This window comes from Burkholderia lata, assembly GCF_000012945.1.
Taxonomy (GTDB): Bacteria; Pseudomonadota; Gammaproteobacteria; order Burkholderiales; family Burkholderiaceae; genus Burkholderia; species Burkholderia lata.
This window is the reverse complement of sequence record NC_007511.1, coordinates 2972648-2986268: the sequence shown is the minus strand read 5'-3', so window position 1 is coordinate 2986268 and position 13621 is coordinate 2972648. Positions and strand designations below refer to the sequence as shown.

The 13621-nt window shown below is 67.1% G+C and carries 16 protein-coding genes; 8 read left to right on the top strand and 8 right to left on the bottom strand.

Features of this window, described 5'->3' with window-relative positions:
* Positions 1 to 62 precede the first annotated feature (62 nt).
* The 3 genes from BCEP18194_RS35890 to BCEP18194_RS35880 all read left to right on the top strand — a co-directional run bounded on the left by BCEP18194_RS35890 (position 63) and on the right by BCEP18194_RS35880 (position 2759).
* Positions 63 to 407: a DUF4148 domain-containing protein gene (locus BCEP18194_RS35890; protein ID WP_011356220.1), complete on the top strand. Its 345-nt coding sequence runs from the start codon at positions 63 to 65 to the stop codon at positions 405 to 407.
* Between the two features lie 83 nt (positions 408 to 490).
* Positions 491 to 1282, top strand: coding sequence for an alpha/beta fold hydrolase (locus BCEP18194_RS35885; RefSeq protein ID WP_011356219.1), 792 nt, complete (start codon positions 491 to 493; stop codon positions 1280 to 1282).
* A gap of 76 nt (positions 1283 to 1358) precedes the next feature.
* Complete coding sequence (locus BCEP18194_RS35880; RefSeq protein WP_011356218.1) at positions 1359 to 2759, top strand: amidase family protein; 1401 nt, start codon at positions 1359 to 1361, stop codon at positions 2757 to 2759.
* 175 nt (positions 2760 to 2934) lie between these two features.
* On the opposite strand, the gene BCEP18194_RS41500 is transcribed toward BCEP18194_RS35880, so the two are convergent.
* Positions 2935 to 3177, bottom strand: a complete 243-nt coding sequence (locus BCEP18194_RS41500) for a hypothetical protein (protein WP_157687372.1) — start codon at positions 3175 to 3177, stop codon at positions 2935 to 2937.
* A gap of 9 nt (positions 3178 to 3186) precedes the next feature.
* Between BCEP18194_RS41500 and BCEP18194_RS35875 the strand changes: the two genes are divergently transcribed.
* The 5 genes from BCEP18194_RS35875 to BCEP18194_RS35855 all read left to right on the top strand — a co-directional run bounded on the left by BCEP18194_RS35875 (position 3187) and on the right by BCEP18194_RS35855 (position 7900).
* Positions 3187 to 3657: a rhodanese-like domain-containing protein gene (locus tag BCEP18194_RS35875; RefSeq protein ID WP_011356217.1), complete on the top strand. Its 471-nt coding sequence runs from the start codon at positions 3187 to 3189 to the stop codon at positions 3655 to 3657.
* A gap of 28 nt (positions 3658 to 3685) precedes the next feature.
* On the top strand, positions 3686 to 4624 hold the full coding sequence (gene epsC / locus BCEP18194_RS35870) for a serine O-acetyltransferase EpsC (protein WP_011356216.1): 939 nt from the start codon (positions 3686 to 3688) through the stop codon (positions 4622 to 4624).
* 8 nt (positions 4625 to 4632) lie between these two features.
* A complete protein-coding gene (locus BCEP18194_RS35865; protein ID WP_011356215.1) occupies positions 4633 to 4854 on the top strand; it encodes a helix-turn-helix domain-containing protein in 222 nt (73 codons plus the stop codon).
* Between the two features lie 138 nt (positions 4855 to 4992).
* Positions 4993 to 5925: a family 2A encapsulin nanocompartment shell protein gene (locus tag BCEP18194_RS35860; RefSeq protein WP_006479760.1), complete on the top strand. Its 933-nt coding sequence runs from the start codon at positions 4993 to 4995 to the stop codon at positions 5923 to 5925.
* Entirely contained in the window at positions 5900 to 7900 is a 2001-nt protein-coding gene (locus tag BCEP18194_RS35855; protein WP_011356214.1) for a family 2A encapsulin nanocompartment cargo protein cysteine desulfurase, read from the top strand. The genes BCEP18194_RS35860 and BCEP18194_RS35855 overlap by 26 nt, the downstream gene beginning before the upstream one ends.
* Before the next feature lie 59 nt (positions 7901 to 7959).
* Here BCEP18194_RS35855 and BCEP18194_RS35850 read toward each other — a convergent pair whose 3' ends face one another.
* From BCEP18194_RS35850 to BCEP18194_RS35820, 7 genes are all read right to left on the bottom strand, one after another.
* Positions 7960 to 8853, bottom strand: coding sequence for an acetylglutamate kinase (locus BCEP18194_RS35850; protein WP_011356213.1), 894 nt, complete (start codon positions 8851 to 8853; stop codon positions 7960 to 7962).
* A gap of 59 nt (positions 8854 to 8912) precedes the next feature.
* The gene (locus BCEP18194_RS35845; protein WP_011356212.1) at positions 8913 to 9434 is read right to left on the bottom strand and encodes a PTS sugar transporter subunit IIA; all 522 of its coding nucleotides are present in this window, start codon (positions 9432 to 9434) and stop codon (positions 8913 to 8915) included.
* Positions 9435 to 9566: 132 nt separating this feature from the next.
* Positions 9567 to 9785 carry a hypothetical protein gene (locus BCEP18194_RS35840; RefSeq protein WP_011356211.1) on the bottom strand — a complete coding sequence of 73 codons (219 nt, stop codon included), beginning with the start codon at positions 9783 to 9785 and terminating at the stop codon, positions 9567 to 9569.
* 58 nt (positions 9786 to 9843) lie between these two features.
* A complete protein-coding gene (locus BCEP18194_RS35835) occupies positions 9844 to 10215 on the bottom strand; it encodes a DUF6697 family protein (protein WP_011356210.1) in 372 nt (123 codons plus the stop codon).
* A 542-nt stretch (positions 10216 to 10757) separates the two neighbouring features.
* Positions 10758 to 11372, bottom strand: coding sequence for a LysE family translocator (locus BCEP18194_RS35830; RefSeq protein WP_011356209.1), 615 nt, complete (start codon positions 11370 to 11372; stop codon positions 10758 to 10760).
* A gap of 185 nt (positions 11373 to 11557) precedes the next feature.
* Positions 11558 to 13198: a chaperonin GroEL gene (groL, locus tag BCEP18194_RS35825; protein WP_011356208.1), complete on the bottom strand. Its 1641-nt coding sequence runs from the start codon at positions 13196 to 13198 to the stop codon at positions 11558 to 11560.
* A gap of 12 nt (positions 13199 to 13210) precedes the next feature.
* Positions 13211 to 13501, bottom strand: a complete 291-nt coding sequence (locus BCEP18194_RS35820) for a co-chaperone GroES (RefSeq protein WP_011356207.1) — start codon at positions 13499 to 13501, stop codon at positions 13211 to 13213.
* Between the last annotated feature and the right edge of the window lie 120 nt (positions 13502 to 13621).

The window sequence follows — 13621 nt, the reverse complement described above, 5'->3', positions numbered from 1 at the left end:
CCAGATGAACTGGATCGGATGCCGAATGATCGACTGACCTACCTCTCTCAAGGAGAACCCTCATGAAAGCCGCTCGAATCCTCGCCGTTGCCGTCCTCGCTGCCATCCCCGCCCTGTCGTTCGCCGATACCGGCCACGGCCTCACGCGTGCCGACGTGCGCGCCGAACTCGTTCGCCTGGAGAAGGCCGGCTACAGCCCGGCCACCAGCGAAGCGAACTACCCGAGCGATATCGCGGCCGCAGAGAACGCCGTCGCCGCGCAGCAGGTCGCGCGTTCCGATCAGAACGGCCCGTCGAAGTCGCAAGACGACAACGTGGCCGATGCGTCGACGCCTGCCAGCCATCGCGATGCGGCCCAGTCGCGTTCCGCACGGAATGCCGCCGACGACCTGTACGCACATTCGTGATCCGGTGCGCGCCCGCAGCACGGGGGCGCGGTCTCCCATGCAGCACTTCATTTGAATAACACGATACAAATAGGAGCATGACGATGGCCGGTTTGATGAAACGCGTTCTCGTGTCCACCGCAGTGATCGGCGGACTGTTCGGTGCGGTGGCGGCGCAGGCTGCGCCGAAGGACGACCTGAAGGGCACGAACGTCGTGCTCGTGCACGGCGCGTTCGCCGACGGGTCGAGCTGGAACCGCGTGATTCCGCTGCTCGAGGCACGCGGGCTGCACGTGGTGTCGGTGCAGAATCCGTTGAGCTCGCTCGCCGACGATGCGGCCGCAACGAAGCGCACGATCGACGCGCAGAAGGGGCCGGTCGTACTGGTCGGCCATTCGTGGGCCGGCGTCGTGATCAGCGAGGCGGGCAACGACGACAAGGTGAAGTCGCTCGTGTACGTCGCCGCGTTCGCACCCGACAACGGCCAGTCGATCGCCGACGTCACGCAGGGGTTGCCGGCCCCCGCGTGGGCCGGCGAGCTGCGCAAGGATGCGGGTGGCTTTGCGACGCTGTCGGACAAGGCAATCACGCAGGACTTCGCACCGGACCTGCCGCCTGCTCAGCAGCGCATCGTTGCGGCGACCCAGGGGCCGTGGTATAGCGGTTGCATCTCGGAGAAGATCACGCAGGCCGCGTGGCACGCGAAGCCGTCGACGTTCGTCGTCGCGACGCAGGACAAGATGATCGCCCCGACGCTGCAGGAAACGATGGCGAAGCGGATCGGCGCGACGGTCACGCGCGTGAACGGCAGCCATGTGTCGATGCTGAGCCAGCCGAAGGCCGTGGCCGACGCGATCATCGCGGCCGCCGAACGCGCGAAGCAGGATACGCAGTGAGTGAACATGGCGCCGCGCTTTCGTGGGGAAGCGCGGCGCCACGAGTGATTGTGATGTCCTTCCAAAAGGAGAAGTCATGACGCAACTCTGGCAACTGCCGGCAACCGAACTCGCGAAACGCGTGCGGCATCGTGAGGTATCCGCGCGCGAAGTGGCCGACGCGGTGCTCGATCGTCTCGATGCGGTGAATCCGGCGATCAACGCGGTGATCGAACACCGGCCCGACGAGGTGCGGCGGCAGGCCGACGCAGTCGATCGCGCGATCGCGCGCGGCGACGATCCGGGGCCGCTCGCGGGCGTGCCCGTTACCGTGAAGATCAACGTCGACCAGGCGGGTTTCGCGACGACCAACGGCACGCGCCTGCAGGAGCACCTGATCGCGCACGCCGACAGCCCGGTGGTCGGCAATATCAGAAAGGCCGGCGGAATCCTGCTCGGCCGCACCAATTCACCGACGTTCGCGTTGCGCTGGTTCACGTCGAATCTCGTGCATGGCCACACGCGTAATCCGCGCAATCCATCGCTGACGCCGGGCGGATCGAGCGGCGGCGCGGCGGCAGCCGTGGCCGCCGGGATTGGCCCGCTTGCCGTCGGCACCGACATCGGCGGCTCGGTGCGGTATCCGGCCTACGCGTGCGGCGTGCACGGGATCCGGCCGTCGCTCGGACGTGTACCGGCGTTCAATGCGTCATCGCCCGAGCGGGCGATCGGCGCGCAGCTGATGTCGACGGCGGGGCCGATTGCTCGCACGATCGACGATCTCTCGCTCGCGCTGCGTGCGTTCGCCGCGCCGGACCCGCGCGATCCGTGGCACGTGGCGGTGCCGTTCGACGGGCGCGAGGTGCCGAAGCGCGCGGCGCTGTGCGTGCGGCCGGGTGGCTTGCAGGTCGTGCCCGAGGTCGAGGCCGCGCTGCGCGACGCCGCACGGCGGTTGATCGATGCCGGCTGGACCGTCGACGAGATCGACGACACGCCGCCGATGCGCGAAGCGGCACTGTTGCAGGAGCAACTCTGGCTCGGCGACGGATTCGACGCATTGACGAACGCGGTCTTGAAGGACGGCGATCCGGGTGCGGCCGCCGTGGTCGAAGCCGTGCGCGGCAAGGTGCGCGATTTGCCGGCCGACGTGATCAGCCGCGCGCTCGTCCGGCGCACGACGCTGACGCGGCAGTGGCGGCTGTTCCTTGACGACTATGCGGTCGTGCTGCTGCCGGTGTCGTCGGAGCTGCCGTTCCCGGACGATCTCGACCGGCAGGGGCAGGGCGGGTTCGATCGCGTGTGGGAAGCGCAGCTCACGTTGCGCGCGCTGCCGGCGATGGGGCTGCCGGGGTTGGCCGTGACGACGGCGCTCGTGAATGGCGTGCCGGTCGGTGTGCAGGTGGTTGCCGCGCATCACCGCGAGGATCTGTGCCTGCTGGCGGGGCGCGATATCGAAGCGCGCGGCGTGCCGGTCGCCCCGGTCGACCCGGTGCAGTAACCGGTTGACGGACAGGCGAATGCATCGGCAATGCCCGTCGGGCATCGTGCCGATGCATTCCACCAGCCAGCCGGATTTCATCAGTCGTCCCTGCATGCGCGCCCGCGCATGCATTGCATTTCGGATTCCGTTGCAACGCGCTGTACGCCGCGTTGATCGTCTCCCTCGATACTTTTCAAAGTCCTTCGATGCTTGACATCGAACGGTCACCATTCTTCCCGTCCTGCTCGCCCGCGAACCCGCCCGAATAGCGCGCGTCTGCTATTGCATTCCCCGCGCCGCTGATTAGGAAATGAATTTTTATTGGTTCTGCTTGCCCGGCCGCACTCGCATAGTGGCGCTGACGGCTATAGACAGCACGCAAGCTGCAACGGCCGCTTTCCCGGTGTTTTTTGATCATACGAATCAACGAAAACAAGGAAGTGTCATGACGGTTGCATTGGAAGAACGAACCGCTGCGCAGCAGGCGCTCGAAGACGCGCGCGCAGCGGCGGCAGCGGCCGGCACGCCCTATGCGGGTGGCGTCGCGCCGGAAGCGGCGTGGGCGCTGTTCTCGTCCGGCGATGCATTGCTGGTGGACGTGCGCACCGCCGAGGAACGGAAATTCGTCGGCCACGTGCCGGAGTCGCTACACGTGCCGTGGGCAACAGGCACGAGCCTGACGCGCAACCCGCGCTTCGTGCGCGAACTGGAAGCGAAGACGGGCAAGACGGCCGTCGTGTTGCTGTTGTGCCGCAGCGGCAACCGCTCGGCGCAGGCGGCCGAGGCGGCGACGAAGGGGGGCTTTACGCAGGTATTCAACGTGCTCGACGGGTTCGAAGGCGACCTCGACGAGCGGCAGCATCGCGGCGGCAGCAATGGCTGGCGTTTTCGCGGCCTGCCGTGGGCACAGGACTGATTCACGGCCGTTACAGGGAGAAAGCAGCATGGCCGCATTCGACATCGACGACATCGTTCAATCGCTGCAGACCGTGCGCCGCGCATGGCGCGAGAAGCAGCGGCGCTCCCTCGAACCGGGTGGGCGCGACCTGCCGGCGCGCGAGGCGCTCGCGCAGATCATCGGCGCGCTGAAAGGCGTGCTGTTCCCGATGCGGCTCGGGCCGCCCGACCTGCGCCAGGAGAGCGAGAACTTTCACGTGGCCCATGCGCTCGACGCGGCACTGAATGCGCTGCTCGCGCAGGTGAAGCTGGAATTGCGCTACGCGGCGCGACAGCGCAATGCCGACGGGCCGGTCGATCGCGTCGATGACGTGGCGTCGACGGCCGTGCAGGCATTTGCCGCACGCTTGCCCGAGATTCGCCGGCTGCTCGACAGCGACGTGCTGGCCGCCTTCCACGGCGATCCGGCGGCGGGCAGTGTCGACGAGGTGCTGCTGTGCTACCCGGGCATCCTCGCGATGATCCACCACCGGCTCGCGCACGAGCTGTACGGCCTCGGCCTGCCGCTGCTCGCGCGGATCATCGCCGAGCAGGCGCATGCGGAGACGGGCATCGACATTCATCCGGGCGCACGCATCGGCGCGGGTTTCTTCATCGATCACGGCACGGGTGTCGTGATCGGCGAGACGGCGATCATCGGCGAGCGCGTGCGCGTGTACCAGGCCGTCACGCTCGGCGCGAAGCGCTTTCCGCGCGATGCGGCAGGTCACCTCGAGAAGGGGCTGGCACGTCATCCGATCGTCGAGGACGACGTCGTGATATATGCGGGCGCAACGATCCTCGGCCGCGTGACGATCGGGCGTGGCGCGGTGATCGGCGGCAACGTGTGGCTCACGCAGGACGTGCCGGCCGGCGCGAACATCACGCAGGCCGTGCTGCGCAGCGAAGCGAACACCGCACCGCGCGCGGCCGCGCGTGTCGCCTAGGAGGCGCGATGAGCGACCTCATCCATCACTTCGGCGCCAACGTGCGCAAGCTGCGCGAAGCGCGCACGTGGTCGCAGGAGCAGCTGGCCGAGCATGCGGGGTTGAACCGCTCGTATGTCGGCGAGATCGAGCGCGGCGAGGCGATCGCATCGATCGTCACCGCCGACAAGATCGCGCGCGCGTTCGACGTGTCGATCTCGACGCTGCTGCCGGGCGCGTACGTCACCTGAGGCTGCCCCGTTCCATTTCCCCTTCGGTTGCACGCGACATGACGGCTATAGCATGTTGAGCCGGCAGGTGCGTGCTTCCGATAATCACCGAGCGTCATAAGCAATCCCGTTTTTCATCTAAAGAACCCGGAGCCACACATGTCGACCGTTGCAAGCGGCACGGCCGCGCTGAGCGATCACGCCGCCCGCCAACTAGCGAACGCTACCAAGACCGTCCCCCAGCTTTCCACGATCACGCCGCGCTGGCTGACCCACCTGCTGCAATGGGTGCCGGTCGAGGCCGGCATCTATCGCCTGAACCAGGTGAAGAACCCGGAAGCCGTGCGCGCCGCGTGCACGCAGCTCGAGGACGAAAGCGTGCTGCCGCAGACCTTCGTGCCGTACGAGGAACAGCCGCGCGAGTATTTCCTGAACGCGGTGAGCACGGTGCTCGACGTGCATACGCGGATCTCCGATCTTTACAGCAGTCCTCATGACCAGATCAAGGAACAGCTGCGCCTGACGATCGAGACGATCAAGGAGCTGCAGGAAAGCCAGCTGATCAACAACCCCGACTACGGGCTGCTCGCCAACGTGACCGACGAGCAGCGGATCTTCCCGCTGACGGGCGCGCCGACGCCGGACGATCTCGACGAACTGCTGACCAAGGTGTGGAAGGAGCCCGCGTTCTTCCTCACGCACCCGCTCGCGATCGCCGCGTTCGGCCGCGAATGCACGCGGCGCGGTGTGCCGCCGCCGACGGTCAGCCTGTTCGGCTCGCAGTTCCTCACGTGGCGCGGCATTCCGCTGATCCCGTCGGACAAGGTGCCGGTTGCCGACGGCAAGACCAAGATCCTGCTGCTGCGCGTCGGCGACAAGCGCCAGGGCGTGGTCGGCCTCTATCAGCCGGGCGTCGCGGGCGAGCAGGGCCCGGGCCTGTCGGTGCGCTTCATGGGGATCAACAACCAGGCGATCGCGTCGTACCTGATCTCGCTGTATTGCTCGCTCGCGGTCCATTCGCCGGATGCGCTGGCTGTCCTCGATGACGTCGAAATCGCCAAGTTCCATGACTATCCCGACACCTACCGTTAATCCCGGCCTGGCCGGCGGCGACGCGCACGCGCTGCCGCATGCGCCGCTGCCGGCCGGCTTGCCCGACCCGGCGACGCTCGCGCGGCTCGCGTCGGAGTTCTTCGCGACGCCGCCCGGGCAGGCCACCGCGCCCGGGCTGTCGGCAGGCAGCGGCGCGGTCGGCGGCGTGCCGTCGGCGTTGCCGGCCGCCGCGCCGATCCTCGCGTCGGTCAGCAACCCGGTACCGGGCGGCTCGCCGCTCGCAGGGCCGGGCGGTGCGGGCACCGGCGTGCCCGGTCTCGCGCTCCCGCAAGGGAAAGTGCCCGGTGCGAACCTTGCGCCGTCCGCGCCGACGCACGTGCTGTCGCTCGGCAACCGCGCACCCGCGCTCGCGCCGCATGCGGCCGCGCAGAACGGGTTGCCCGACAACGTCGTGTCGATCGCACCTGCGCTCGAACCGCGCGTCGGCGGCGCGGCGCTCGGCGTGCCGCAAGTGAATGCGCCGGCACCGGAAGGCGCGGCGAAGGCATCGCCGTACTACTTCACGGACGGTTCGCTGCAGGGCTGGCAGGCGACGCCGCAGGACATCGTCGTGCCGTCGAACGGCCTTGCATCGCCGGAAGCGTTCGGGTTGCCGGGCGACGATGCGCTGCGCGCACTGCTCGCCGTGCATCGCGACGTGCCGGTGTCGCGCACATCGGGCGCTGACGTGCCGCGTTACTTCATCGACGATGCGCATGCCGCGGAGCCGCAAGGCCAGTTGCATCGCGGCGCGCACCCGCCGTTCGACGTGAACGCGATCCGCCGCGATTTCCCGATCCTGCAGGAACGCGTGAACGGCAAGCAGCTCGTGTGGTTCGACAATGCGGCGACGACGCACAAGCCACAGGCCGTGATCGACCGTCTCGCGTATTTCTATGCGCACGAGAACTCGAACATCCACCGCGCCGCGCATGCACTGGCCGGCCGCGCGACGGACGCGTACGAGCATGCGCGGGACACCGTGCGGCGATTCATCGGCGCATCGTCGCCTGATGAAATCGTGTTCGTGCGCGGCACGACCGAGGCGATCAACCTGATCGCGAAGACGTGGGGCGTGCAGAACGTCGGCGAAGGCGACGAGATCATCGTGTCGCATCTCGAGCATCACGCGAACATCGTGCCGTGGCAGCAGCTTGCCGCGCTCAAGGGCGCGAAGCTGCGCGTGATTCCGGTCGACGATTCGGGGCAGGTGCTGCTCGACGAATACCGGAAGCTGCTCAACGACCGCACGAAGATCGTGTCCGTCACGCAGGTGTCGAACGCGCTCGGCACGGTCGTGCCGGTGAAGGAGATCGTCGATCTCGCGCATCGTGCGGGGGCGAAGGCGCTCGTCGACGGCGCGCAGTCGATCTCGCACCTGCGCGTGGACGTGCAGGCGCTCGATGCGGATTTCTTCGTGTTCTCCGGGCACAAGATCTACGGTCCGACCGGGATCGGCGTCGTGTACGGCAAGCGCGCGATCCTCGACGACATGCCGCCGTGGCAGGGTGGCGGCAACATGATCGCGGACGTGACGTTCGAGCGCACGGTATTCCAGCCGCCGCCGAACCGGTTCGAGGCCGGCACCGGCAACATCGCGGATGCGGTGGGGCTGGGTGCTGCGCTCGACTACGTGAGCCGGGTCGGCATCGAGAACATCGCGCGCTACGAGCACGACCTGCTCGCGTATGCGACGAGCGTGCTCGCGCCGGTGCCGGGCGTGCGGCTCGTCGGCACGGCGCGCGACAAGGCGAGCGTGCTGTCGTTCGTGCTGAAGGGCTATGAAACCGAGGAAGTCGGGCAGGCGCTGAACGAAGAGGGCATCGCGGTGCGCTCGGGGCATCACTGCGCACAGCCGATCCTGCGGCGTTTCGGGCTCGAGGCAACGGTGCGGCCGTCGCTCGCGTTCTACAACACCTGCGATGAGGTCGATGCGCTGGTGAGTGTCGTGCGGCGTCTCGCGACGCGGCGTTGACGTCATGCGCTTGCGGCGGCCTTTGCGGGTCGCCGCAAGCGTTCCATCGCTTAAAAAAGTCAGAACCGCACGACCTGCTTCTGCTCGACGCTGAAGCCGTCGCGCAGCACGCTGGCCGAATCCGCGAAGTAGCGGCGGGTTTCCGACAGCAGGTCGGTGTTGCCGCGACGGCAGAACACGACCCCCGATCCTTCCTCCGTGAGCAGTTCGTCGATCAGCGATTCGGGTTGCCCGATATCGGCGAGATGGACGTTCTGCACGCCGTGTGCGAGCGCATCGAGCGCTTCGCGCACACAGGGCGCCGCGGTGGCGGCCGGGTGCTCGGCCAGCCAGTGCTCGAGTTCCGTGATGCCGTACAGCCCGGCGAGCTCGCCGAGTTCGCGCAGCAGCGTGCTGTCGACCATCATCACCAGCGTCACGGCGCCCGTGCGTTGCGCGAAGAGGCTGCCGAGCCGTTCCGCGCGCAGCAGGTGGTCACGGCCTGCGTCGTCCGGGGCGACCGGCATCACGACGGGTACCAGTCCGTTCTCGAGAAACGCATTCAGTGCGGCGCCGTCGAAGCGGGCGACCGCGCTCGTGCCGGTGCGGTCGGCATCCACGCTTGCCACGAGCAGGCCGCCGTCGTGACCGTCGATGCCGATCGCCTTGGCGCCGTGACTGCCGATCAGGCGCACCAGTTCATGATTGACGCCCGCCATCGCCGCGTGAACGGCGTGGATCGATTGCGTGCCGGATGTGGCCGGCACACCCTGGACGACGATCGGTCGAACGCCGGTGAGCGCGAGCAGCGCGACATCCTGCGCGAACGCCTGACGGGCGCGCGCATCGCTCGCGGCGCCGCCGTCGACGATGACGACGGTCTGCCCGTGCAGGGCCTGCATGAACGGCAGTGAGCGCGCCAGGCCGGCTACGCGACGGGACGTAAGAGTGGGACTTTCAGGGTCTGGGAACATGGGAATCCGGATGGATGAAGGGAGTGCGTGCCGCCGCACGGTGCGGCATCAATACGGCATCAATGCGTGTGTTGCATCAGCTGGTGAATCTCGTCGGGCGTCTGCGCGTCGCGCGATGCCTGCCGGAACGGGCGCTCGCTGAAGCACCGCGCCGCGTCGGCGAGCAGTTCGAGATGCGCGCGGTCGTCTTCTTTCGGGAGGACGAGCACGATGAATTCGCGCACGGGCTTGCGGTCCGGCGCGTTGAAGGTGAACGGATACTGCGCGCGAACGAACAGCGCGATGGCCGAGCGAAGCCCGTCGACACGCGCATGCGGAATCGCGACGCCCTGGCCGAGGCCGGTCGAGCCGAGTTGCTCGCGCTTGATCAGTTCGGTCCTGATCCGTTCCGCGGCGACACCGCTGCTGCGCTCGATATATCGCGCGACGAGGTCGAACAACTGGATCGCGCTTTCGACCGGTACGTCGAGCAGGATGTTGTCCGGCGGGCAGGCGTCGGCCAGCCGGGTCGCGAACGGTGCGCCGCCGCGTCGGTGGGGAAGGTCGGGGTGGCCGCCAGCGGCGGCCTGCTGCGTTTGCATGCGGATCTCTCCGTGTCGGGATGACAGGGAAATCCTAGACAAAAGCGCGTAAAGACGGTGTTAGATACGCGTGGGCCCGGCATTAAAATCGTGTATCGATCGCCGATGGAACCGAGCCCGACACGTATCGCTTCAGGTACCCGACAGCACGAACGGCAGCGTCGTCAGCAGGAAGACCGAAATGCCGACGACGGGCGCGCCGAACGCGATCGCCGCGAACGCCACCGCGGCGCTGGTCAGCACGAGCGTCCTCGACACCCGTCGGTGCCGGTCGTGTGCAGCCGCCCTGTCATCGCGGATTGCATCGGTCCGCGCACCGATCACGTGTTTCCAGAACGTCAGGCCAAGCATGATTGCTCCTGTATGAAAGTTGACCGGGACAGGGCGCGCAACGCGCCTGCCAGGCGGGTCAGCAGCGCTTGAGCTTGAGCACGCGCGAGATCTGCCCCGGCGTGAAGCTGCTGTTGCGCACGTACGGCGCGCAGTCGAGCGGGGCGGTGAGCGATTCGCTGACGACGTACTGGCCGACGAAACGGTATGCGTCCGTTGCCATGCGGATGAACACCGGAATCGCATTGCGTTGTGCGGCGAGAGTCCTGCCGGCCGCCCGCGCGGACGCGCTGCCGTCGCAGAGGATCACGTCGGGTGCGTGCGGGTTGAGGTCCGTGCGCAGGCAGGCGGCCACGACCTTGCCGTTCTTCGTCGGCAGGAACGCCTGTTTGCTGCCACCGCACGCGGTGTGGATGAATTCGCGGGTGTACTGCTTGTCGATCTCGAACATGTTCGGGCTCCGGTATCGGAAACTTACGTGGGTTAAATCAGGTATGCAAATCAATGCGGCCGGATCGACATGCCGGATGCAGGGATGCCGATCGATCATTGCCGGGGCGGCGGATCGATGGCGCGTCGTGATACGGAGATTTCCGCGCGAATACGCTCGCATGGCGCGATGCGCGGCTAACGCATCGACGTCGTGTTCAAGCGTGCACGGGAATGACTACGGCGCGCACCGTCCGCCTGCTGGCAGGACGGTGGCTCGGGAAAAGAGAGACGCAGGCGTCCTGCCTGTCAGGCAGAAAAGCAACTCGGAGGGCGAGGACTTCGGATGCGCATGTGCGTACTCGGTGAGGGATGGACTGCGAACACATTCTAGTGAACGCATGCGCGGGCGCAAGTAAAAAGGTCGTAAAGGTTGCGCGACCCGTGCGGGATCGCGCCGTGTGCTACGTGCACTGCCGGAGATGCTGGATTGTGCTGTCAGCGTGGCGGGGAAGCGGTGGGGGTTCGACGCGTGTGCGCTTGTGTGAACGGAAACGCAGCCGATCAGCGTCCGGCGAGCATCCGCCCACCAACGCCCATCAGCAGCAGCCCGGCCGTTGTATCGAGCATGGCCTTGCGTCGAACCAGCAGCCCGCGCACCGACGGGTGCGAGGCGAGCAGCGCCATCGTGCAATACCACGCGGCCGAGATCGCCACCGACAGCGTGACGACTGCGAGATCGAGCCAGGCCGGCGCGTGGGCCGGCACCATCAGCGCGAAGATGCTCCCGTAGAACGCGACCGATTTCGGATTCGTCATGCTGACGACGTAGCCCTTCTTCGCGGCGTGCCAGTCGGACGCGGCGGCCGGCGCGGCGACGGGCAGCGGCTTGCGCGCGGTCACGATCATCTTCAGGCCGAGCCAGATCAGGTAGGCGGCGCCCGCCAGCCGCAGCGCCGTGTGGACCCATGCGACATGCGTGACGAGCAAGCTGAGCCCGGCGATCGCGATCGCCGCCCAGGTGCCGGACGCGGCGGCCAGGCCCAGGCCCGTCATCACGCCGGCGCGGCGCGACTCGACCGCGGTCGACGTGACGATCACGAAGTTCGGCCCGGGGCTGGCGACGCTCAGCAAGAGGACGCCGGCAAGCGGAAGCAAGGTAGCGAGGGTGGTCGACATGGCGTGGAGGGCAGTGCGACGGGACGGGCGTTCATCTTACCCGAGCGCGGCCACCGGCCTGCCACGGCGCGGTTTCATCGATCCAATGAAAAAAGCGCGTGACGACTTTCATCGCCACGCGCAGGGGGAGTCTGCAAGGTCGCGCGCATGCCGGCGAACCGGCACACGGCACACACGTCACACCATCAGAAATCGAACCCGGGCCCACCCGCACCCGGCCCGCCCGGCGCCGCCGTCGGCGCCGCATCCTTCGGTGCTTCGAACACGGTCGCATCGGTCGTCAGCAGCAGCCCCGCGACCGACGCCGCGTTCTGCAGCGCCGTGCGCGTGACCTTGGTCGGATCGAGCACGCCCGATTCGACGAGGTCGCCGTATACGCCCGTCTGCGCGTTGTACCCGAAGTTGCCCGAGCCTTCGGCCACCTTCGCGACGACGACGCTCGCTTCCTCGCCTGCGTTCGTGACGATCTGGCGCAGCGGTTCCTCGAGCGCGCGCAGCACGATCTTGATGCCCGCGTTCTGGTCGGCGTTCACGCCCTGAAGCTCGCGGATCGCCTGCCGCACGCGGATCAGCGCGACACCGCCGCCCGGCACAATCCCTTCCTCGACGGCGGCACGCGTCGCGTGCAGCGCGTCGTCGACGCGATCCTTCTTCTCCTTCACCTCGATCTCGGTGGCGCCGCCGACCTTGATCACCGCGACACCGCCCGCGAGTTTCGCGACCCGCTCCTGCAGCTTTTCACGGTCGTAGTCCGACGTGGCTTCGTCGATCTGCACGCGGATCTGCTTCACGCGCGCCTCGATGTTCTTCGCATCGCCCGCGCCGTCGATCACGGTCGTGTTTTCCTTGCCGACCTCGATGCGCTTCGCCTGGCCGAGTTCGGCGAGCGTCGCTTTCTCGAGCGTCAGGCCCGTTTCCTCGGCGATCACCTGCCCGCCGGTGAGGATCGCGATGTCCTCGAGCAGTGCCTTGCGGCGGTCGCCGAAGCCCGGCGCCTTCACGGCGACCGTCTTCAGGATTCCGCGGATGTTGTTCACGACCAGCGTCGCGAGCGCTTCGCCTTCGACATCCTCGGCGATGATCAGCAGCGGCCGGCCCGACTTCGCGACCTGTTCGAGCACCGGCAGCAGGTCGCGGATGTTCGAGATCTTCTTGTCGTGCAGCAGGATGTACGGGCTTTCGATCTCGGCGATCTGCTTGTCGGGATTGTTGATGAAGTACGGCGACAGGTAGCCGCGATCGAACTGCAGCCCCTCGACGACATCGAGTTCGTCCGCGAGCGACTTGCCGTCCTCGACGGTGATCACGCCTTCCTTGCCGACGCGGTCGATCGCTTCCGCGATGCGCTGGCCGATCGATTCCTCGCCGTTCGCGGAGATCGTCGCGACCTGCGCGATTTCCTTGCTCGTGGTGGTCGGCCGGCTGATCTTCTTCAGCTCGTCGACGGCGGCCGCGACGGCCTTGTCGATGCCGCGCTTCAGGTCGAGCGGATTGAGCCCGGCCGCGACGTATTTCTGGCCTTCGCGGACGATCGCCTGGGCGAGCACGGTCGCCGTCGTGGTGCCGTCGCCGGCCGCATCGCTGGTGCGCGATGCGACTTCCTTCACGAGCTGTGCGCCGATGTTCTGCAGCTTGTCCGCGAGTTCGATTTCCTTCGCGACCGACACGCCGTCCTTCGTGACGACGGGTGCGCCGAAGCTGCGTTCGAGCACGACGTTACGGCCCTTCGGCCCGAGCGTGACCTTCACCGCATTCGCGAGAATGTTCACGCCTTCCGTCAGCTTGGCCCGTGCGACGTCGCTGAAAATGATTTCCTTCGCTGCCATGATTGCGCTCCGTTATTGGTTGACGACCGCGACGATGTCTTCTTCGCGCAGCACGAGAAACTCGTTGCCATCGACCTTGACGGCCTGGCCTGCGTACTTGCCGAACAGCACGCGCTCGCCGACCTGCAGGTCGGGCACGATGCGCTGGCCGTCCGCATCCTTGCGGCCGGGGCCGACGGCGATCACTTCACCCTGATCGGGTTTTTCCGCGGCGCTGTCGGGGATCACGATCCCCGACGCGGTGGTGGTTTCCTGGTCGAGTCGCTTCACGATCACGCGGTCGTGCAAGGGGCGTAGGCTCATTGGTTCGTCCTGTGCTGATCTGTTGAAATTGGCTGGCACTCTTTAACAGAGAGTGCTGACGAGTATAAAAATGCGCGGCGTCGCGATCCAATAACGGATTCCGAAATGCATTCGCGCCGT